The sequence below is a fragment of the Vibrio sp. 1978 genome (genome assembly GCF_033344345.1).
Window position 1 is genome coordinate 297,927 of the sequence record NZ_JAWPOP010000002.1, and the last position, 19,597, is coordinate 317,523.

General features: G+C 44.9%; 20 protein-coding genes. 6 read left to right on the top strand and 14 right to left on the bottom strand.

The features are described 5' to 3' along the window. Positions 1-71: 71 nt before the first annotated feature. Both R8N49_RS03295 and R8N49_RS03300 read left to right on the top strand, forming a co-directional pair. Complete coding sequence (locus tag R8N49_RS03295; RefSeq protein ID WP_005380280.1) at positions 72-551, top strand: GreA/GreB family elongation factor; 480 nt, start codon at positions 72-74, stop codon at positions 549-551. A gap of 61 nt (positions 552-612) precedes the next feature. Beyond that, positions 613-1,356, top strand: coding sequence for a YggN family protein (locus R8N49_RS03300; protein WP_005380283.1), 744 nt, complete (start codon positions 613-615; stop codon positions 1,354-1,356). 90 nt (positions 1,357-1,446) lie between these two features. Here the strand turns inward: R8N49_RS03300 and R8N49_RS03305 are convergent, their stop codons facing one another. Continuing rightward, complete coding sequence (locus tag R8N49_RS03305; RefSeq protein WP_186584712.1) at positions 1,447-3,993, bottom strand: Ig-like domain-containing protein; 2,547 nt, start codon at positions 3,991-3,993, stop codon at positions 1,447-1,449. 378 nt (positions 3,994-4,371) lie between these two features. Here R8N49_RS03305 and R8N49_RS03310 point away from each other — a divergent pair, with 378 nt between their 5' ends. Then, the gene (locus tag R8N49_RS03310; protein ID WP_171346133.1) at positions 4,372-5,736 is read left to right on the top strand and encodes a sodium-dependent transporter; all 1,365 of its coding nucleotides are present in this window, start codon (positions 4,372-4,374) and stop codon (positions 5,734-5,736) included. Positions 5,737-5,840: 104 nt separating this feature from the next. Here R8N49_RS03310 and R8N49_RS03315 read toward each other — a convergent pair whose 3' ends face one another. From R8N49_RS03315 to tsaA, 5 genes are all read right to left on the bottom strand, one after another. Continuing rightward, positions 5,841-6,032 carry a DUF4250 domain-containing protein gene (locus R8N49_RS03315; protein WP_005380289.1) on the bottom strand — a complete coding sequence of 64 codons (192 nt, stop codon included), beginning with the start codon at positions 6,030-6,032 and terminating at the stop codon, positions 5,841-5,843. Beyond that, positions 6,032-6,238, bottom strand: coding sequence for a YaeP family protein (locus tag R8N49_RS03320; RefSeq protein ID WP_005391765.1), 207 nt, complete (start codon positions 6,236-6,238; stop codon positions 6,032-6,034). The genes R8N49_RS03315 and R8N49_RS03320 overlap by 1 nt, the downstream gene beginning before the upstream one ends. A gap of 111 nt (positions 6,239-6,349) precedes the next feature. Then, positions 6,350-7,018 (bottom strand): tellurite resistance TerB family protein, encoded by a 669-nt coding sequence (locus R8N49_RS03325; protein WP_005380291.1) that lies wholly within the window; start codon positions 7,016-7,018, stop codon positions 6,350-6,352. A 178-nt stretch (positions 7,019-7,196) separates the two neighbouring features. After that, positions 7,197-8,912, bottom strand: a complete 1,716-nt coding sequence (locus R8N49_RS03330) for a proline--tRNA ligase (protein ID WP_186584714.1) — start codon at positions 8,910-8,912, stop codon at positions 7,197-7,199. Between the two features lie 111 nt (positions 8,913-9,023). Further along, positions 9,024-9,719, bottom strand: a complete 696-nt coding sequence (gene tsaA, locus R8N49_RS03335) for a tRNA (N6-threonylcarbamoyladenosine(37)-N6)-methyltransferase TrmO (RefSeq protein ID WP_005380294.1) — start codon at positions 9,717-9,719, stop codon at positions 9,024-9,026. A 123-nt stretch (positions 9,720-9,842) separates the two neighbouring features. Here tsaA and R8N49_RS03340 point away from each other — a divergent pair, with 123 nt between their 5' ends. The 3 genes from R8N49_RS03340 (at position 9,843) to R8N49_RS03350 (ending at position 12,048) form a co-directional block, all read left to right on the top strand. Beyond that, positions 9,843-10,103: a type B 50S ribosomal protein L31 gene (locus tag R8N49_RS03340; RefSeq protein ID WP_005380295.1), complete on the top strand. Its 261-nt coding sequence runs from the start codon at positions 9,843-9,845 to the stop codon at positions 10,101-10,103. Between the two features lie 3 nt (positions 10,104-10,106). Then, entirely contained in the window at positions 10,107-10,232 is a 126-nt protein-coding gene (gene ykgO, locus R8N49_RS03345) for a type B 50S ribosomal protein L36 (protein ID WP_005380299.1), read from the top strand. 229 nt (positions 10,233-10,461) lie between these two features. Beyond that, on the top strand, positions 10,462-12,048 hold the full coding sequence (locus R8N49_RS03350; RefSeq protein WP_005380301.1) for an AbgT family transporter: 1,587 nt from the start codon (positions 10,462-10,464) through the stop codon (positions 12,046-12,048). A 106-nt stretch (positions 12,049-12,154) separates the two neighbouring features. Here the strand turns inward: R8N49_RS03350 and R8N49_RS03355 are convergent, their stop codons facing one another. The 8 genes from R8N49_RS03355 to R8N49_RS03390 all read right to left on the bottom strand — a co-directional run bounded on the left by R8N49_RS03355 (position 12,155) and on the right by R8N49_RS03390 (position 19,319). Continuing rightward, entirely contained in the window at positions 12,155-13,228 is a 1,074-nt protein-coding gene (locus R8N49_RS03355) for a hypothetical protein (protein WP_186584716.1), read from the bottom strand. After that, on the bottom strand, positions 13,225-14,337 hold the full coding sequence (locus R8N49_RS03360) for an ATP-grasp domain-containing protein (protein WP_186584718.1): 1,113 nt from the start codon (positions 14,335-14,337) through the stop codon (positions 13,225-13,227). The genes R8N49_RS03355 and R8N49_RS03360 overlap by 4 nt, the downstream gene beginning before the upstream one ends. After that, positions 14,325-15,593 carry a F390 synthetase-related protein gene (locus tag R8N49_RS03365; protein WP_390904731.1) on the bottom strand — a complete coding sequence of 423 codons (1,269 nt, stop codon included), beginning with the start codon at positions 15,591-15,593 and terminating at the stop codon, positions 14,325-14,327. The genes R8N49_RS03360 and R8N49_RS03365 overlap by 13 nt, the downstream gene beginning before the upstream one ends. Beyond that, positions 15,581-16,444, bottom strand: coding sequence for an MBL fold metallo-hydrolase (locus R8N49_RS03370; RefSeq protein ID WP_186584721.1), 864 nt, complete (start codon positions 16,442-16,444; stop codon positions 15,581-15,583). The genes R8N49_RS03365 and R8N49_RS03370 overlap by 13 nt, the downstream gene beginning before the upstream one ends. Continuing rightward, entirely contained in the window at positions 16,413-17,399 is a 987-nt protein-coding gene (locus R8N49_RS03375) for an NAD-dependent epimerase/dehydratase family protein (protein ID WP_186584722.1), read from the bottom strand. Before R8N49_RS03375 ends, R8N49_RS03370 begins: the two co-directional genes overlap by 32 nt. Beyond that, complete coding sequence (locus tag R8N49_RS03380; protein ID WP_186584723.1) at positions 17,396-18,385, bottom strand: ketoacyl-ACP synthase III; 990 nt, start codon at positions 18,383-18,385, stop codon at positions 17,396-17,398. Before R8N49_RS03380 ends, R8N49_RS03375 begins: the two co-directional genes overlap by 4 nt. 194 nt (positions 18,386-18,579) lie before the next feature. Then, positions 18,580-19,029, bottom strand: a complete 450-nt coding sequence (locus R8N49_RS03385) for a YaiI/YqxD family protein (RefSeq protein ID WP_005380310.1) — start codon at positions 19,027-19,029, stop codon at positions 18,580-18,582. Further along, on the bottom strand, positions 19,026-19,319 hold the full coding sequence (locus R8N49_RS03390; protein WP_005391777.1) for a hypothetical protein: 294 nt from the start codon (positions 19,317-19,319) through the stop codon (positions 19,026-19,028). The genes R8N49_RS03385 and R8N49_RS03390 overlap by 4 nt, the downstream gene beginning before the upstream one ends. Positions 19,320-19,597: the final 278 nt, after the last annotated feature.

The following is a 19,597-nucleotide window of genomic DNA, read 5'->3' on the forward strand; positions in this document are numbered from 1 at the left end:
GGAAACCTTTCTTTGATGGTAAACTTGGCTACATTAACACACCCCGAATACTAAACGCGCGTCCTAAAAGTATGAACAAAGCTGACTTAGTCCAAATTATCATCCAACATCTGGAAGAAAAACTTCAAGTTGCCCATTCATCGGCTCAGCGAGCTATCGATGCCGCCACAGATGAAGAAACTGTTCCCGAGCACAAGTACGATACATTGGCACTTGAAGCCGCGTATCTTGCTCATGGACAAGCCATGCGAATTCAAGATAGTGAAGAGGAGTTGCGTCAATATCGTTCTTTAGTGACTCGTAACTTTAAGAATGCGCCTGTTGGTGTTGGTGCTTACGTTGTTCTCGCAGATGAGAATTTGATCGAAAAGCACTTCTTTGTAGGCCCTTGCTCTGGTGGTTTGACTGTTCAATATCAGACTCTGGAAGTCTTTGTCTTAACAGCCAAATCTCCTCTGGGTCGAGCGTTGTTCGGGAAAGAAGAGGGTGATGAGGTTGACGTGAAAATAGGAGATAAAACAACTTGTTACGAAGTCGTGACGATTTGCTGACATCTCATGTATCACTCAGTGTTATGTTTAACACGAGTAATGTTAAATAAAAGAGAATGACATGAAAAAGCTTTTTACACTCTCATTGCTGATGGTCAGTGCTACTGGTTATGCAGCGCAGTGTCGTGTGGACATCAATAATGAAGTCCGTATGGATGGGCAAAGCTTGGAAATTCGCCAAACGACAGGTGATAAAGCTGTCGTGGATGAGGATAACAACCTCTTCATCAAAGGTGAGCTAATTGAACTCAATGCCGACCAAAAAGCGGCAATTGAAGACTATCGCGAAAAAATGAACGCGTATATTCCACAAGCAAAGCAATTGGCGAGTGATGGTTTAGCGCTTGCGAATGATATTATTGATGATGTTGCGGAAAGCCTCGATGCACCTGGTGCGTTTGATAATGTAAAAGTCGCAGTAAAGGACTTTTTCGCTGATGTTGAATCACGTTACTACAAAGATGGTGATTTCATCCTGCCTGCGGAGAGTTTTGAGTCTATGACACAAGGGTGGACTGAAGACTTTGCAAAAGCACAAGAGATCTTCAATAAAGAGTTTTTAGCCAGTTCGTTGGATGCTTTATCGAAAAAAATGAAGGAAGAGGGAGGGATAAACCTCACTGCATTATCAGAGAGTATGGCTGAACTCAGCGCGAAAGTAGAAGAGCGTTTAGCCGAGCATTCGAAAGAGGTAGAACAACAAGCAGAAGACTTGTGCGATTCGCTGGATGACATGGCAGGGCAAGAAAACGATCTGTTGAAGAAAATCCCTGAGCTAAAAGATTACCGAGTATTTACGATTTAATTACTCATTAAAAAGCAAAAACTCGATGAGATAAAGAAAGAGAGCACTATTGTGCTCTCTTTGCGTTTTACTCGCTTATTCTTTGATAGCTTATTGCGCATTCATCTCGGTGAGTTTATCGCCGACAGGTTTTGAGAAGTTAAAGCCATCATGCTGATCCCAGTTGATAGACCATGTCATTACTCCTGCATAATTCGGGTAATGGTACGCTGGTTTAACGGTGCCACATGAAGTGCCTTTGGTTAAACAATCTAGTGCGTTGATAATATTCTGTGTTGGAGCCTGCCCTGAATTTGCCGAGCTAGGACCTGAAGGTAAACCGATTGCGACTTGATCATCGCGCAATGGTGCAAATTGAGTGCCGTCGGCCAACTCAAAACCTTCGATAAGCATTTTAGATTGCGCTACCATCATATCCACAGAGCCTTCTGGTGCACTGCCTGGCAGGTATGGGTTTGGCAAACCGCCGTTGTTATATAACTGGACGTGAAGCAAGTCGAGCGTGCTGCGTGTCTCGTTTATCACAGGAATGTAAGCTCCCCAAATACCGCTGTAAGCTACATAGCCGCCTTGAACATAAGGGTGCTCAGGCGCCATGGTTAGGTACATATCGCCACCCATGTTTTGCTCTATTTGAAGCAAAGCACGACCAAGGCGAGCTTGAATTTGCGAGCCATGAACTAAGTTAGAACCACTCTCTAAATCCACATCTAGACCATCAAAGCCCCAATCAGCGATAAGACCTGTTAGGCTAGAGACAAAGTTTGCTTCATCTTGGTCGGTATTCAGCGTAATCGTGCCTTCTGCGCCGCCAAGAGAGAGAACAAACTTCTTACCTTTAGCTTGAAGCGCTGCCATGTCCTGCTTGAATTGTGTTGGATCGAGTGCTGGACAATCGCTGTAAATATCGCCTGAATATAGATTAAAGTGCACAGTGCCATCACTGTTGCGATCATTTTCAGCAAAGGCAATATCAATCACATCCCAAGCATCTGCCATATCTGCTAGACGAATTGGACAGCCCGCACCATTTACAAAATTGTGCCAGTAACCGATGAGTTTATGGCGTTTCTCTACTTGCTCAACCACCGTTATTGCTGCGGCGTCAGACAATGCATTGCTTCCTGACAAATCCACAGCTTGGGCGCTAACTGTAAAGTTACCAAGTGCAGTTGGTGTCCAGTTGGCTGTGTAAGGTGCCGTGGTATCGGTTGCAACAATAGAGCCGTTGATCATGAAATCAACGTGTTTAATGCCTGAAGTTAAAGACGTTGCATCGGCGCTTAATGCGAGGCTTTTGCCTAATCCGGTGGTCTGACCGCTGCTTGGTGAAGTCAGAGAGACGACCAAATCTTTATCGCTGACTTCCACACCAACCAGGGACTCTGACGTGTTGTTATCATTATCGGTTGCGACGGCTTTAAGCTGGTTAGCGCCAATAAGTGTGGCGTTCCAAGTAACGGAATATGGCGCTTGAGTGGTGACCCCTAAGCTGGTGTTGTTCGCAAAAAACTCAACTTGCGTGACTGTGCCATCAGCATCGCTTGCGTTTGCCGTGATTTCGTTATTGCTGCCAGCGAGCACGACTTGTCCATCCGTTGGTGCCGCAATGGTAACTTGCGGTGGTGTCGAACAAGCACCTAGGCCACTCCAAGCATCTTGCCAGTATAGCCCTTCACCAGGCTCGTAAGCCCATGTCGCATCCGAGGAGCACCAACCAGCAACATCACAACGATATTTTTGGTTGAAGTGAGAAACCAGGTCGCCAGCTTGATAACTTGTGCCTGCCACATAAGGTACTGCATCTGGACATCCGCCCGTTCCGGTTTCTGAATTACTAATAACCAGCGCTACTTCTTGGCTCATCGTTGCGAGGTTTGTATCATCAGTCGCTTGTGCTTTGAACGAGTATGTACCTGGACTAGCGGTCCATTGATATTCGTAAGGTGCGCTAGTATCAATGGCGACAGATTGATTGTTTACGAAGAACTCAACTTGTGTGACCACACCATCAATATCGTCAGCTTGAGCGGCTACGGTTAGGTTATCGCCTACATTAAGCACTTCTGTGCCTACTGGGCTTGTCAATGAAATGCTTGGTGGCGGTAATTCGACTTGTGGTTGAACTTGGATAGAAATCGTCGTGGTGCTAACAGCTCCCTCATTATCTGTCGCAATTGCGGTCAATTGCGAGATCCCTTCAATAGCTGTCCAAGAAGCTTCGAATGGTGCTTGAGTTACCACAGCAACGGTTTGGTTGCCTGCAACAAACTCAATTTGTGTGATTTGGCCATCTTCGTCAGCTGCGTTGGCTAACAAAGTGATCGCACTGCCTTCGGGAATTTGTGCGTTGTTTATTGGAGAGGAGAACGACACCGTTGGTGATAAATTGTTGCTTCCACCATCACATTGCCCTAACGCTTTCCATGCTTCCCAAGATCCTGAGTTGGTCACGGGATCATTGCCTTGCGTCCAATATGCAGCCTCATAAGCGGCTCCTTGCGTTTTTACTAAAGCGCCCGATGTATAAGTCGCAGTGCTGTCCCAGTCGGGTAGACTTTGACAGTTATAGGCTTGAGCTTGGTAGCTGGCGCTGAGTGCTACAACCATCGCTCCGTGAAGTAGGGTGACCTTCATTTTCCTCTCCTTGAATCATGGGTATAAATGAGAACAGAGTAATAACTAGCTGATAAATAGACATTAGGGGGAAAAAGCGAAGCACAATATTCTGCTTTTCGACACAGTATCACGAGGAACAGTTCGTCCCTTACACCAGAGCTCATTATTTTTCGGCTCACTTCACGGCAGAAGGATTGGTAAAATTCAGCCACGTAAAACGAACAACAGTCGCGAGGCTTTTGAGCGATGAATATGAGATGTACGTTAAAATTTACAAGCTGAATGACTACAAATTGTTTCAACTGTCGAGGATTTAACCGAGGTGCTCTTGTTGAATAGTGAATATTGCTATAGTGTACTAGTTAGCTAGTTCAATGATATTTTTGTGTGAGTAGTATGACACAGCAAACCTCTTCTCAGCCTCGCGAGCATTTTGGCTCTCGTCTCGGGTTCATCTTAGCTGCCGCAGGTGCCGCAGTTGGCCTTGGCAATATTTGGGGCTTCCCAACTCAAGCAGCCAGTAATGGTGGCGGTGCTTTCCTATTAGTTTATTTGGTGATGATTCTTATCGTCGCATTTCCGATGCTGGTGGTTGAAATGGCGATTGGTCGCCATGGTCAAGCCAACCCTGTAGACAGTATGCGTGCAATCACAGATAACCCTACCAGTAAAAAGCTCGGCGGCATTGTGGGTTGGATTGGTTTAAGCGTACCAAGCGCTGTCTTAGCGTTTTATTCAATTGTTGGTGGTTGGTTGATCTGCTTTTTACTGGGTGCAATCACAGATCTAATGGGGTTAGAAGCTGCAACTCATTGGCTAAAGGGCTTTAGTGTTGAACGTAACTTGTTCGGAACCATTACTTTTTATGTACTGACGATTCTCATCGTACAAGGTGGCGTAAAACAAGGTATTGAGAAGTGGTCCACACGTTTGATGCCAGCATTGTTTGTTCTGTTTGCTCTGCTATTTGCTTACATCATGACGCAAAACGGTGCGATGGAAGGTCTGAAACATTACCTAGTGCCGGATTTTGAAAAGGTATGGGACCGCAAGTTGATTCTTGCTGCAATGGGACAGGGCTTCTTCTCGCTTACGATCGGTGGCTGTTCAATGCTGATTTACGGATCTTACTTGAGTAAGAAAGAAAACCTACCAAAGATGGCGATGAACGTGACCATGGTAGATACTGCCGTTGCTTTCATTGCAGGGTTAGTGGTGATGCCAGCGATGTTTGTAGCAATGCAAAAGGGCGTTCAAATCTATGCAGAAGATGGCTCTCTCTTAAGCTCAGATACGTTAGTGTTTACGGTATTGCCACTAATGTTTGATAGTTTAGGTTTGCTTGGTCAATTATTCTCTATTGTGTTCTTCTTATTGTTGACGATTGCGGCGCTAACGTCTTCCATTTCAATGTTAGAGTGTCCAGTGGCTTTAGTGAGTGAGCGCTTCAATACTAAGCGCAGCGCAACGAGCTGGGTTTTAGGTGGTCTCATTGCTTTGTTCAGTGTGGTGATTGTTTATAATTTTGGTGCTCTATTTGGTATGGTCGCGACGGTTGCTACTCAGTATCTACAACCAACCGCTGCGCTCTTATTCTGCTTATTTGGTGGTTGGGTATGGAATCGCAACTCAAAAATCAAAGAGCTTGAGCAAGGTTGCCCGGAGTTTACGCAAGGTTGGTTTGGTAAGTTATGGCCTGCGTATGTGAAGTTTGTATGTCCAATTCTTGTGGCGACAGTCATCTGGGCTTCATTTGGCTAACCGAGACGTCTATCGAATAAAAGAAAAGGGCTTGATGGTAACTCATCAAGCCCTTTTTCATATTGGTTATTCTCGTTTCGGTTATCCGCCAAGCATGGTGTGGATTAACGGAATTGTCCTGCTTCTGGAAGAAAGTCAAAACCAGCAGAAGCCAGTTTTGTCTCCAGTGCTGTGCGCTCGATATCGAAGAAAGCCACCAGTTTGTCCAGATCACCTCCGAAGTCATCGCGTAGCTTCATATTCACAATGCTCATCAGCATGACAGGGTCCATGGATTCAAAGTTCGCTAGATTCATTACTTATCCTCAAAATCTGAAATCAGTAGGTTTGCCGCAGCAAATGCCGCTTTTTCACGCACTTCTTTAGGCAGGGACTCATCCGCTGCAACATCGTTCAGTGCTTTAACTGCACATGAAATTGCTTGGGGAATATAAGCTTGATCGCCACTACCAATCTGAGCATAAAGCTCACGAACCAGTTCACAACAGCCGTATACTTGCATGTTTTCTTTCCACTAAATGATAACTTATCTCAATATACACACAGCGGATTTGAAACTCAAAGTACAGAGTTGTTTTGGCTCAAGTTGAAGGTTTGCTTGAGCGAGATTTAATCACTGCATTTGTGCTTCTAACTGCTGAGTGACTTCTGGTGAAAGTTGAAGTTGTTTTGCTAGTTCTTGCAGATACGCTTTTTCCATAAAGTTTTGTTCATCAGCGACGATCAAAGACGCCAGGTAAATTTCTGACGCTTGTTGAGGAGAGGTCGCCTGATTAGCAATTTCAGCAGGATCAAGCGGTTTGTTTAACTCTTGCTGAACGAGGTGACGAACGTGCTCATCTGCGCCCATATCCGCGAGAGCTTGTTCAATGCGAGCCATTTCCTCTTCATCAACGTGACCATCAGCTTTTGCAGCTCCAATCATTGCTTTTAAAATTAAGACACTGTGTTTACTGTCATCGGGGTCAAAGGTTTCTTGAACACCTTGACCGGATTGCTTGGCTTGCCAGTCGTTATACACTTTGTAGGCCAAGGCTCCAAGCGCAGCTGCGCCACCGACTTTTAATGCGCTTGACCCTATTTTTTTAGTCATTTTTTTACTTTTCTTTGAGCCCATCAGCATACCGATGAGGCCTCCGCCTACAGCACCTGCTCCTAGCGTTTTTAGGCTACTTGAATTTGATGAGGATTTGATGTTGTTGGTTTGTTTGCCCAATGCATCTGCACCTTGCTTAAGTAAGTCTGATTTGAGTGCTTGGTTTAGAAGACTTTTTAAATCCATAACTGACCTCCTTTAGATGATGAAATCAGTTTAATAGCAAGAAGCTGAACCAAAGATTAACAAAGTGAATAGTTCGAAAAAGGTGGAGGGAGGATGTTGAACTGTAATAAAAAGGGCTGACCGAAGCCAACCCTTTTTAACTATTTGAAACTACTTCAAATGCGAACTCGTCTAGTGCTTACTTTAGTTGAGCTTTTACGTGCTCAACAATGTCAGTCATTGCGACTGCTGTTTTCTCACCAGTAGCACGGTTCTTGTATTCGAAGTTGCCTTCTTTCATTGAGCGGTCACCGATAATAATGGTATGCGGTACACCAATAAGCTCCATGTCAGAGAACATTACGCCTGGGCGTTCTTTACGGTCGTCAAATAGCACTTCGATGCCCATTGCTGTTAGCTCAGCGTACAATTTCTCAGCGGCTTCTTTCACTTCTTCTGACTTGTGCATGTTCATTGGAACGATCGCTACCTGGAATGGTGCGATTGCATCTGGCCAGATGATGCCGTATTTGTCGTGGTTTTGTTCAATAGCAGCCGCTACTACGCGAGTGATACCGATACCGTAACAACCCATTTCTAGGATGACGTTCTTACCATCAGGACCCAGTACACCACAGTTCATCGCTGCGGAGTAAGCGCTACCTAGTTGGAAGATATGGCCAACTTCGATACCACGCTTAAGCTGGATAATGCCCTTGCCACATGGGCTTGGGTCACCTTCCACAACGTTACGTAGGTCTTCAACTTGACCAAGCTCTACATCACGACCCCAGTTAATACCGAAGTAGTGTTTGCCATCGATGTTCGCGCCCGCACCGAAGTCGCTCATTACCGCAACGCTGCGGTCAACAATGAACGGCAGTTTAAGGCCAACAGGGCCTAGTGAACCAGGGCCTGCACCGATAAGCGCACGAATTTCTTCTTCAGATGCCATTTCCAGCGGAGCTGCAACCTGAGGAAGGTTTTCTGCTTTCACTTCGTTCAGTTCATGATCACCACGAATAATAAGCGCGATGATTGGCGCATCAACTTCGTCAGATGCTTTCACAAACAGTGTTTTCACTGTTTTTTCAATTGGTAGTTCGAACTGCTCAACCAATTCAGCGATTGTTTTCGCGTTTGGCGTATCAACCAACGTCATTTCTTGTGTTGGTGCCGCAGCCTCAGAGGCTGGAGCTAGTGCTTCTGCTTTTTCAATGTTTGCCGCGTAATCTGACTCGCTAGAAAATGCGATGATATCTTCGCCGCTTTCAGCCAGTACGTGGAACTCTTGAGAGCCGCTACCACCGATAGCACCGCTATCTGCAAGTACAGGACGGTAATCCAGACCCATGCGATCGAATGCTTTACAGTAAGCATCATGCATTGCGTCGTATGACTTTTGTAGTCCGTCTTTATCAATGTCAAAGCTGTACGCATCCATCATTGAGAATTCACGTGAACGCATTACGCCAAAACGTGGGCGTCGTTCGTCACGGAATTTAGTTTGGATTTGGTACAGGTTTAGCGGAAGCTGTTTGTAAGAGCTCACTTCATTGCGAACAAGGCTAGTGATCACTTCTTCAGCGGTTGGGCTAAGTACAAACGGACGAACATGACGGTCAGTAAAGCGAAGTAGCTCAGGACCCATCTTTTCGCTGCGGCCTGTCTCTTCCCATAGTTCAAACGGCTGAACAACGGGCATCAAAGTTTCGACTGCGCCTGCATTGTCGATTTCTTGACGAACGATGTTTTCGACTTTACGCAGTACACGTAGACCAGTAGGTAGCCAGGTGTATAAACCTGAAGCCAGCTTACGGATCATACCTGCACGTAGCATGAGCTGGTGGCTCACTACTTCTGCGTCGTTTGGAGTCTCCTTCAGAGTAGAAAGAAGATAATTACTGGTACGCATTAAATTTATCCGTTTATTTAAGTTAGATACTCAAGCTTGAATAAGCAGGAGTATGGGAGTTCCCTAAAGGGAAATTTGTTAGCCGTCTATAATATCAGCCAATTGCGTTTGTCAAAAGCTTTCAATAGCGGTAACCGTTATTAAGTTGCTTGTTGCTGTGAACTTTACGTTCAAGTCGAACAAATTTACCGCATATTCTTTGTCGTCCGGCTTGTTTTTCTTATATGCAGGGCGAGGATCTTGTGCCAGAACTTGTTCAATGACTGATCTTACATAGTCAGTATCGGATCGATTTTCTATCGTTGCTAATGCTTGAGCAGAAAAGGTGACTTGTGACTTTTCTGGTTCTTGGTCTGCGTATCCGCCTTGTGCTTCCGAAATAGAATCCGAATAGGGAATATAAGGCTTAATATCCACAATCGGTGTCCCATCCACGAGATCTACACTGCCTAAATCAAGATAGATTTGATCGCCTTGCTTAGTGACTCCTTTCACTTCAACGGCTGACATTCCGATTCCGTTTGGACGGAAAGTCGAGCGCGAGGCAAAGACACCAATTCGTTCATTGCCGCCTAATCGTGGCGGACGTACAGTTGGTTTCCAACCAGCTTCCAGATTCTGATCAAATAGAAACAACAACCAAACGTGAGAGAACTGTTCTAGCCCACGCACTGCTTCAGGGCTATTTGCTGCACCTAACAGTTTTACGCGTGCTTTAGCCTCTGGTACTAAGCGTGGTTGGCGCGGAACTGCAAACTTTTCTTTGTACGGTGTCTCAATGACGCCGATGGGTTCGATGGAATACATGATGGACATCTTTAAGAATTCATTGAGATGAAAAGTATCACAAATTTCTCTTGCTTTTCTTGTTGATAATGATTATTAATTAAAATGTTATAACATAACAATTTAATTGAAAGGAAAAGTATTATGAAACCAGGAATCCACCCTGAATATCGTCCTGTGGTGTTCCACGACACCAGTGTAGATAAGTACTTTGTCGTTGGTTCTACGTTGAAAACGGAGAGAACCATCGAATGGAAAGATGGCAAAACTTACCCTTACTTTACGTTAGATGTGTCGTCAGCTTCTCACCCGTACTACACCGGTAAACAGCGCGTTGTACAAACCGAAGGTCGCATTGCGAACTTCAACCGTCGTTTTGGTCAATTTAAGAGCGAAAAGGAATAAATCATGAAGGTAGTAAAATCATTAAAAAGTGCAAAAAGTCGTCATCCGGATTGTCAGATTGTAAAACGGAGAGGGCGTCTTTATGTCATTTGTAAAACGAACCCGAGATTCAAAGCTGTGCAAAAGTAATCAACCTGCATATATCTAACTTATGGTTTTGTTTGATTGATAATGTTGAGTTAATTATTTTACATGGATGAAATATCTACATTTTTATTCAATGTTGGTTATAAATGCCTCTGTTCGTCACAGTTTGTAACATTTAGGGCTTTTATTTGACCTTCTACTCAAGTACCCTTCGCACGCTTTTTGACATTTTTGTCACATTTGCATAGGAATAAAAACAAGGAGGGAACAGATGAGTTCATCTGATTCAATTAAACAAAACTCGCCTAAGAAGCCGCTGTTTACGCGCTTTTTGGATACTGTCGAATATTTGGGGAACTTATTACCCCACCCGATCACACTATTTGCCATTTTCTGTTTAGCCATTCTGGTGATGTCGGGTATTGCAGGATACTTCGAAGTTTCCGTAGTTGATCCTCGTCCTGAGGGTGCAAAAGGTCGTGCCGCGGATGGCATGATTCATGTCGTTAGCTTGCTTAACGCTGATGGCCTTGAACTAATCGTTACCAATCTAGTGAAAAACTTTGTCGGCTTTGCACCTTTGGGTACGGTATTGGTTGCGATGTTGGGTGTTGCTATTGCTGAATACTCAGGCTTGCTATCTGCAGCAATGCGTGGCTTAGTAATGGGTGCATCTCAACGCATGGTAACAGTGACGGTCGTTTTCGCGGGTATCATTTCAAATACGGCATCAGAGCTTGGCTATGTGGTACTTATTCCACTGGCTGCAATGCTGTTCCATTCTTTAGGTCGTCATCCACTTGCCGGTCTTGCTGCGGCGTTCGCTGGTGTATCTGGTGGTTACTCAGCAAACCTACTTATTGGTACGGTTGACCCGCTGTTGTCAGGCATTACTGAAACGGCGGCGCAAATGATTGACCCAACTTACACTGTTGGTCCAGAAGTTAACTGGTACTTCATGTTTGTGTCGACATTCTTCATTGCAATCACAGGTGCGTTTGTTACTGAAAAAATTGTTGAGCCAAAGCTTGGCAAATACAGTGAAGAAGAAGCCTCAGAAGATTTGTCGAACGACAAAATGGGTGGCTTAACAGACATTGAGAAGAAAGGCCTAAAACTAGCAGGTGTTGCTGTACTGGTTGTTTCAGCGCTGCTTGCTTGGACGGTTGTTCCAGAAGACGGCATTCTACGTTCTGATGCAGGTACAATTGCAGGTTCACCATTCCTGAAAAGTATCGTGGCATTCATCTTTGTGTTCTTTGCTATTCCAGGCTTTGTGTTTGGTAAAGTTGTTGGCACGATGAAGACGGATCGCGATGTAATTGATGCAATGGCGAAATCTATGTCTTCTATGGGCATGTACATTGTATTAGTTTTCTTTGCGGCTCAGTTCGTTGCTTTCTTTAAATGGACTAACTTCGGTCAGGTATTCGCGGTTGCTGGCGCTAGCTTCCTGCAAGAAATTGGCTTAACTGGTCCAATGTTGTTCTTTGCCTTCATCCTGATGTGTGGCTTTATCAACCTAATGATTGGTTCGGCATCGGCACAGTGGGCAGTAACGGCTCCGATTTTTGTTCCTATGTTGATGCTTGTTGGTTATGCACCGGAAACGATTCAGGCTGCTTACCGAATTGGTGACTCGACGACAAACATCATTACTCCAATGATGAGCTACTTTGGTTTGATTCTTGCCGTAGCGACTCGTTACATGAAGAACTTAGGTATCGGTACGCTGATCGCGACCATGCTACCTTACTCAATCTGCTTCATTGTAGGTTGGAGTGTGCTGTTCTACCTATGGGTATTCGTATTTGGTTTACCAGTAGGCCCTGGCGCAGCAACATACTACACACCGTAGAAAACGGTTACCTCACACAGCTCCATTATAAAAAGCCTGCGAACGTCGCAGGCTTTTTTATCGATTGAGACTGTGTACGCAGGCTTACCTGATTATAGATGTCGGTTTATAGCTGAAAACGCATCAACAAAGGGCGATAAAAGTGCTGAGTGAGCCAGCACAAGCTTTTCCAAATTATGCGTTTGTACCAAGGTAAGTGCGCAATATAAACATAGCTAAATTCAATTTCTGGCCGGGCTTTTCTGTTGCGTTTAAAAGCCGGAGCGCCTGAGCTCATATTAAAGCGACGCTGGTATATCATTGCATGGCGGATGGTATAGGCCGATATTCGACGATACAATGCGAGGCGTTGTGGCTTATTGGTATCGTAGCCAAAAATTGGGCAAGTCATATCATTATCAATTTCTACAATGCCTAACGTAGCCAGCATCTCTTCTTGATAAAACAGTCCCACTAAATGTACTAATTTGTTCTGGCTCGCCTGTTTTAAATATTGGCTTGAAAACTGGATGTTATTGAGACTGTATTTATCAAGGTAAAGCATGTCATATAACTCTTTGGCACGCTGAAACTCTTCATCAGTGGTCAGTGGCCTAAACTGCCAATCTTTATCATTAAGCAGTTTGAAGTCTTTCGTTAAATCTCGGTTGAAGCTGAACGCTTGCCAATCATCAAGTAAATACACTTGTCGTGTTACCAAGCTTTGCCATTTTGGCTGCTTCAATCGCTGAATTAAGTGTGAATGCTGACGCTGGTTGAGGGATCGAAGCACCAAGGGAAAGGTGGGGTATTGATCGAGTGCGACGCGACGCAGTTCATCGAGATTTAAGGCTGCCCATTGTTCGCTATACATATTGGTGGACAAGCACTGATTGTTGAGCGTTTGGACTTGATCCAATCTAGCCAATGATAAGATTGGTTTAGTCATATTAATAAGTAACTTACATACCCATCGAACAGCCACATTTTTGACTTTGTGAAGCTCTTCTTCGGCGTAGCCACTAAGTAGTGTCATAGGGGAGACTGCATAACAGTTGTTTGGTATTTTTGGTGTTACGGAGTAGGGAATGGCAACATCATCGATATAGTAGCAACCAAAGCTTGCTGTGCATTCATCAATGGGATTCGACTGCATAAGAGTGATAAAGGTTTGATGCCATTCTTGAGAGGAAAGTGTCATGAGTTCAATGCCTCTCCATTCCACTCAATATCAACGGTAGAAGCGTCGCTCCACTTCGTCTTGTTCTGCCTAGCTAACCGGAGTAATTCAAACATACTCCGGATTTGGCTCCCGACCGGTAAGTTATGCTGTTGCATCACATTCACTCCAGACCACCAATCTTGCCAAGTTCGAGCCTTGAACAGGGATAACCCACCTTCAGCGATGAGTGTTATTGGCCCTAAATGATGCAGTCGCAGTTTGGAAGGGGCAGTAAATGCCATATTAGGGAGCAGTTGACTGCATCTAGACGAGAGTAGGTGCAAACCACTGGTGGCTCTTGGGTTACATTCAATCACGTAGAGTTCATCTTGTGATTTGATGAAGTCAAACGACACTTGCCCATGATAAGTATGACGTTTACCAAAAGCGGCGATAAATGTATCTAGTCGTTCGCACGAGATCGGCTGAAAAGCACTGGCGGCCGAGCCGTTTACACAGTATTTCGGCACATAAGCTTGGTGTGCTTTAAGGTCACCATGTTCAAAAATGGCATAGTTACACACCGGAGTCCCATGGATTTTTTGTTGCTGAACCCAAGGGTAAAGGGGCGATATCGTGGCGGCAGAAATAGACTGAGTTGTCACATCTCTTATTACTTGCCCGCCAAACCGAGAGTAAACGGGCTTTAGAACGGTTCTCTTATTAATTTCAATCTCACTTTTATCAGCGACCAAACGAGTTTTTGGAAGTGTGATTTCTGGCAAACTTTGAAGCTGTTCAAAGACGGTCAACTTGTTGTGCAGGGCATTGAGTAGTCCCACATTGGGCAGAAAAAAATCTACTTCTGGGCATTGTTTGGCAACATGAGCCAAGTAATACACTTCTTCACAAGTGGGTATCACCATATCAATACGCATCTGAGTAATGATTTTTAGGATCTGCTGTTGATAGGTGGGAAACGCAAATCGAGGCGAAGCGGTGGGGATATAAGACTCGATGCCTCGCAAAAACGATCCTAGAGGTTTTTTTAGCGAATCGGTGAGAGTTACGTCATGTCCATGATGCATACACATGGTTGCCCACTCTAGTGCAACTGGTGATCGGGCTCCGGTGATTAAGACCCGCATATGTTCACCACACGTCGTTGTTTATTCATTGGCGTCCAAATAGGCGCAGGGCGGTAACTAAATCTGACAGGATCAAGCCGCAATTGGTCAAACAACTTTATCAAGGCTTGATGTATAACCCGATGGTGGTGAACATCCGCTTCAATTTGAATGGCTTGTGACCCTGTTTGGGTGATTCGGTAATCCACGCGACCTTTGGCAAATAGTGTTATAGCGCGGTAGATGAGATCTGGTAACACCGTCACTGGGACGTGGTTTGCGTTTAGCGTGAGGCGATCACCACATCGTCCGGCAATCGCGCCAAGAGGTTCAAATACGCCATTATCCTGTTTATTCTCAATAATATCGTCGAGCTGATAACGAATAATGGGCTGAGTTTTACGACGAAAATCGGTGATAATTGGGCTGTAATGAGTACGTTCGGTATTCAGCCAATGTTTTTCGATGTAAACAACATCTTGATTCCAGCGCATTTGTCCATGCTGATCAGTACATGCAAGAAAACCTTCGGTACATTGATAGACTTCATGGAGTTCGCTGTCGAACCGTTGAGAAATAAAGTGACGGTCACTCTCAGTTAGGACTTCTGCACCAGAAATGATCCGCTGTGGTTGAATTGCGGGTTGACCAAATTGACCGCTGAACTGGGCGCAGAGCTGAAGAGCTTGCGCACTACCAACCAAAAGCGTGGGTTGGAACTCATCCAACTCTTTTATCCATTCTTGGTAAGGTTTAGTTAAATCCGCATAAAAGAATGTGACAGGGCCTTTCGCGACGGATTTATACAGTGGGCTGTTGGCGCGCAAGGCTAGCGCAATTCGGTGCTTTTGCCATAGGTTGGGCAACAGGCGAGCCAATATATTGCCAGCCCATAGTTGCGTTTCCTGTTTGTCAGCAAGAAACAACCCGCGCATGCCTGATGTGCCCGAAGAAAGCCCAACAGTAACATCGCCAACTTTCGAAGCGGCGAAGTTGCGTGACTGTTCTGCTTCGACTGCTTGTTGCATTAGCTGTTCAGCATCTAAGCCTTTCGTATTCAACTCCGAGAGGTTCTCCATCATGGTTTGCTTATTCATGATAGGGAAATCACTAAGTGCTGCACCTTGAAGTGAGCGGTAATACGGTGAATGACAGCATACCCAATCTAGGTGTTGCGTTAAATGTTGTTGCTGCCACGCTTCGACTTGTTCCCTTGAACCGAAAGGGCGGTAGCGGGTTCGCCAGAATTCTGAGATAAGCGTTATCACTTCATCCACCTTTCTTTGATTAGCTGCTGGATAGTTTCCTGACAATGTGAAGGCACGAAGCGAACAAAGTGGTGGGTTTGTTGGTAGCAACTTCTCAACTCGGAGAGGGTGTTTTTATAGGCCTTTGTGTCATCGCAAAGCATGTTAGCCAGCCAATGCTGATCGATATTTTCACTCAAGCTCTCAATTAACCAACATGCATCGGCGAGTAAGAACATCCAATCTCGTTCTCTTTTAACTAATAGGCCCACTTGACCCGCAGCATGGCCTGGCAAGCTAACCATATAAATGAATCCGTCGTCGAACATGTCTTTACAGAGCAAATTAACACCTTGGCACTGAGGAAGAATTTGGCTGATTGGTACAGAAAAGTCATCATGAATGAATAAGTTAGATTCAAGTTGTGGAGGAAGTAGAGCTTTTAGGTATCCTTTTCTTACGCCTCCAATTCGACCACTTTTAGTAATTGCATTCACCCCTTTTTGTTGGCAATGCAATTGAGAGTGGGGAAACTCAGACACGGCAGCAATGTGATCAGCATGGAAGTGGGAGAGCACCAAGTGTTCAATATCATGAGGTTTGAGACTTTCTTTTGCTAACTGCGCAACAATTCCGTGTTCTTTTTTATAGCGACAAGGTGTTGTCCAAGCATAAAAACGTTCAGGGAAGGGACGAGTCGCGCTAAAAAAGTGCTCGTGATATCCCGTGTCAAACAGGATGTTGCCTTGTGTTGGGTGCTGAATTAACGCAACGGCTGCCGGAAATGCTCTAGGCTTGATACCAGAGCCTGGTTTGACAACAAAGCCTGGGTGTACGCAGTGTCCAGCCTCAAAGATTTTTATTTTTAGACCAGTTTGCATACTGCTGTATTCCTTCTTGAATTGAAAAAAGCGGTTGGTAATTCAGTGCTTGTTTCGCCTTGTTGATATCCAGAGTTTGATGGTAGTTAAACAATCCTGCGCTGTATGAGGTGAGCCTTGGTTCTGGCTGATGTGGTAAGTGCCTTCGTATTTGCTCACTGAGCTTTAATAATGGTGATACAACGCCGTATGGTAATGATTGTAACGTTACTTTTAGGTTTAACCCCTCACATAAAGCTTGCAGAACAGTCTCAATTGGCATTGGTTCGTTGTTGGAAATGTTGAACACATCACCATGCTGAAGTCGGTCTGCCTGAGTGCAAGCGAGCATCGCTGCATGGGCAACGTTGTCGACATAGGTCAGATCAACCACAGGATTTCTACCCGATGGCAGAAGCAGAGTGTTGTTTTTTATCGCCTTAAGCACTCTTGGGATAATCGCGCGATCATTGGGTCCAAAAATGCCACGCGGTCTTAAAATGATCGCTTTGCTTTGGCCTTTTACGGCTTCAATTTCCGATAGGTATTTTGTGTGTGCGTAATCATTACACCAGTATGAAGCTATGGCGTCGGTTTCTCGAATATTCCAACGGTCTTGATGGTCAAAGTAGACGCTGGTGGAGGAAATATGGATAAAACGCGAGATTTGATAGGTATTAGCCGCATTGACGAGGTTTTTGGTGGCATCTACATTGGCTTGATAAAACGCCTGCCACTTTCCCCATGGGCTTGAGAGAGCGGCACAATGGATGATTGCATCCATACCTTGGCATACCGCATGAACTGCTGAGTGGTCTCTTAAATCGACTATATGTGGGATAACATCGAATTGCTCGGCGAGTTGTTTAGCGATGACTGTGTTTCGTGCTGTAAAGTGCAGTTCATGCTGCTGGTGAAACATTCTCAGAATTGCGCTACCCAACATCCCGCTGCCACCAGTGACCAATATCTTCATAGTTTTAGCACTCCCATCCCTAGTGACAACCCTGCGGCGGTGCCAGCTAATAACACATGTTTTCCTGCGGCTTCTGGCTGATTACGCAGCCAGTGTAAGTTAATTGGGAGTGAGGCGGCAACTTGGTTTCCCAAAGTCGAAAAGTGATTAACGGTTTTCTCTGTTGGTAGCCCGGTGAGTGAAGGCAGTTTTTTTAATCCATGCGCGCTGGCTTGATGAGGAAGAAAATAATCAATATCGCTGAATGTTACCGGAGAGGCGTCAAACCCTTTTTTTAGAAACGCTGGTAAGGCTTTACGCACATGTTTAAAGAGTGCTTTGCCCTCCATCTCAAACTGGCAACTTTTTAAATAGGCTTGATGCTCAGAGGTATGCGGATTGATATGACTACCTCCGCCCTTAATTTGACAAAATGAATACCCGGTATGATGCGTTTCAAAGTGACTGGTGAGCAATCCATCATCGTTGCGTTCTTCGAGCAAAAATGCGGCGGCACCGTCTGCGAATAGCGTTGCAACTTCTGGTTTGAGCGTAAAATTTCGATTCAGTGTGATGCCAGTGGCGAGTTCGCTGGTGACAATAAGAATCCGACGGTATCGTTTTGCTAAGAATAGACTCTGGGCAAGATCAAGCGCAGAGAGAAAGGATAAACAGGTGCTGTTCAAATCAAAGCTTTCTAGCCATGTTGGAGCGTCTAACGCGGCGAGAACCGCTGAGGCGTCGTAGGGTAGAGACTGGTGGTGTGTGCCGCTAGCGTAGATAAGAAGATCAACGGAGCTTAAGGTATGTGTGTTTCCTAAACACTGCTCTATTGCCTGCACCGCCATGTAAATAGCGGTCTCTTTTGTATTGGCTACATGACGATATTCAACGTCGAATTTATTTCGGCAGGTCCCTGGCGCTAATTTTAGGAAGCGATCCATCTCTCGATCAGACCATTGATTCGTTGGCAGGTAGCTTCCACTGGAAACGATGTTAAAGCCCATTATTCTCTATACACTTATTAAAAACGTCGTTCAAAATAAACCACGTTGCATATTGAAGCTATGGCGAGCGAGATGAAAAATAAACAGAACAAAACAAATGTGAGTAAGAGCACGCTTTGGGTGCAATGCTGAGAATGAATTTTCAGGAATGAGCCAGGCTTTGATTTGCTGGCTCAATATGAATAGAGTGAGGGTTACTTCTTGAATTTCGCCAAAATACGATCCAAATGGTTTGCAAATTCGCGTCGATCGGTTTGAGAAAGCGCGGCGGGCCCACCTGTCTGAATTCCGCTTGAACGCATGGTTTCCATAAAGTCGCGGATATTTAGGCGAGCTTTGATGGTGTCTTTTGTATAGAGCTCGCCACGAGAACTGAGGGCTTGAGCGCCTTTAGAGATGACCTCATCTGCAAGCGGAATATCTGACGTGATCACCAAATCGTTGGCTTCTACACGCTTGACGATTTCGTTGTCTGCGATGTCAAATCCCGCAGGGACTTGCAGCGAGTGGATGTTGTCTCTTTTCGGCACAGGGACAACGTGGTTAGCGACAAACGTACATTCAATCCCCGTACGCTCGGCGGCACGCACAATGGTTTCGCGAATAACTTTCGGACACGCGTCTGCATCTACCCATAACTTCATGATGATTTCTCACTGAGTTTCGCTTCTAACTCTTCAATACGAATGGCTAGCATTTTTACGGTGCGCTCTAGGGCTTCAAGACGATCATTATCGGTGTGGTGTTGTGCTGCGATTTCAACCTTGGGTACGCGTTGAGCACTCTTCCAACTTTTTATTGCGGTGATTAATGCTGGCATTGGAACTGGCGTTTTCAAGCGTGCTTTCACTAACGCTACGGTTGGCTCTTTTCCTTGTTGTTGCAACTGTTCCATTGCCGCTTCTAATTCTTTAGTAACGTCTTGAGTTAACATTTTTAATCCTTAACAACGATATATCTATCATCATACGTTGAGTGCGCTAATTTGGCGAATGGCATTTTGGAGAGTGTAGTGTGAGAGATCTCTTACATAGGTTGTGAGAGAAAACGATTTCGTAAGCGGAAAAAGAGAAGATAAAGAGCTTAAGTTTATGATAAATAATAATTTAACAACTTGTTAACCAATGTGAGAGCCAAATATTTATCTTAGATAGATTGTCTATTTTTGGAAAAGGCGTAAATTGAGAGTTGTCAGCAGGAAGCAGACATGGA

Coding starts and splice junctions, on each gene's coding strand:
- R8N49_RS03385 (WP_005380310.1), bottom strand. CDS start 19,029: ATGAAGTTATGGGTAGATGCAGACGCGTGTCCGAAAGTTATTCGCGAA.
- R8N49_RS03300 (WP_005380283.1), top strand. CDS start 613: ATGAAAAAGCTTTTTACACTCTCATTGCTGATGGTCAGTGCTACTGGT.
- R8N49_RS03320 (WP_005391765.1), bottom strand. CDS start 6,238: ATGCAAGTATACGGCTGTTGTGAACTGGTTCGTGAGCTTTATGCTCAG.
- R8N49_RS03305 (WP_186584712.1), bottom strand. CDS start 3,993: ATGAAGGTCACCCTACTTCACGGAGCGATGGTTGTAGCACTCAGCGCC.
- R8N49_RS03315 (WP_005380289.1), bottom strand. CDS start 6,032: ATGAATCTAGCGAACTTTGAATCCATGGACCCTGTCATGCTGATGAGC.
- R8N49_RS03380 (WP_186584723.1), bottom strand. CDS start 18,385: ATGGGCTTTAACATCGTTTCCAGTGGAAGCTACCTGCCAACGAATCAA.
- R8N49_RS03350 (WP_005380301.1), top strand. CDS start 10,462: ATGAGTTCATCTGATTCAATTAAACAAAACTCGCCTAAGAAGCCGCTG.
- R8N49_RS03295 (WP_005380280.1), top strand. CDS start 72: ATGAACAAAGCTGACTTAGTCCAAATTATCATCCAACATCTGGAAGAA.
- R8N49_RS03360 (WP_186584718.1), bottom strand. CDS start 14,337: ATGCGGGTCTTAATCACCGGAGCCCGATCACCAGTTGCACTAGAGTGG.
- R8N49_RS03330 (WP_186584714.1), bottom strand. CDS start 8,912: ATGCGTACCAGTAATTATCTTCTTTCTACTCTGAAGGAGACTCCAAAC.
- R8N49_RS03340 (WP_005380295.1), top strand. CDS start 9,843: ATGAAACCAGGAATCCACCCTGAATATCGTCCTGTGGTGTTCCACGAC.
- R8N49_RS03375 (WP_186584722.1), bottom strand. CDS start 17,399: ATGAAGATATTGGTCACTGGTGGCAGCGGGATGTTGGGTAGCGCAATT.
- ykgO (WP_005380299.1), top strand. CDS start 10,107: ATGAAGGTAGTAAAATCATTAAAAAGTGCAAAAAGTCGTCATCCGGAT.
- R8N49_RS03310 (WP_171346133.1), top strand. CDS start 4,372: ATGACACAGCAAACCTCTTCTCAGCCTCGCGAGCATTTTGGCTCTCGT.
- tsaA (WP_005380294.1), bottom strand. CDS start 9,719: ATGTATTCCATCGAACCCATCGGCGTCATTGAGACACCGTACAAAGAA.
- R8N49_RS03370 (WP_186584721.1), bottom strand. CDS start 16,444: ATGCAAACTGGTCTAAAAATAAAAATCTTTGAGGCTGGACACTGCGTA.
- R8N49_RS03355 (WP_186584716.1), bottom strand. CDS start 13,228: ATGACACTTTCCTCTCAAGAATGGCATCAAACCTTTATCACTCTTATG.
- R8N49_RS03325 (WP_005380291.1), bottom strand. CDS start 7,018: ATGGATTTAAAAAGTCTTCTAAACCAAGCACTCAAATCAGACTTACTT.
- R8N49_RS03390 (WP_005391777.1), bottom strand. CDS start 19,319: ATGTTAACTCAAGACGTTACTAAAGAATTAGAAGCGGCAATGGAACAG.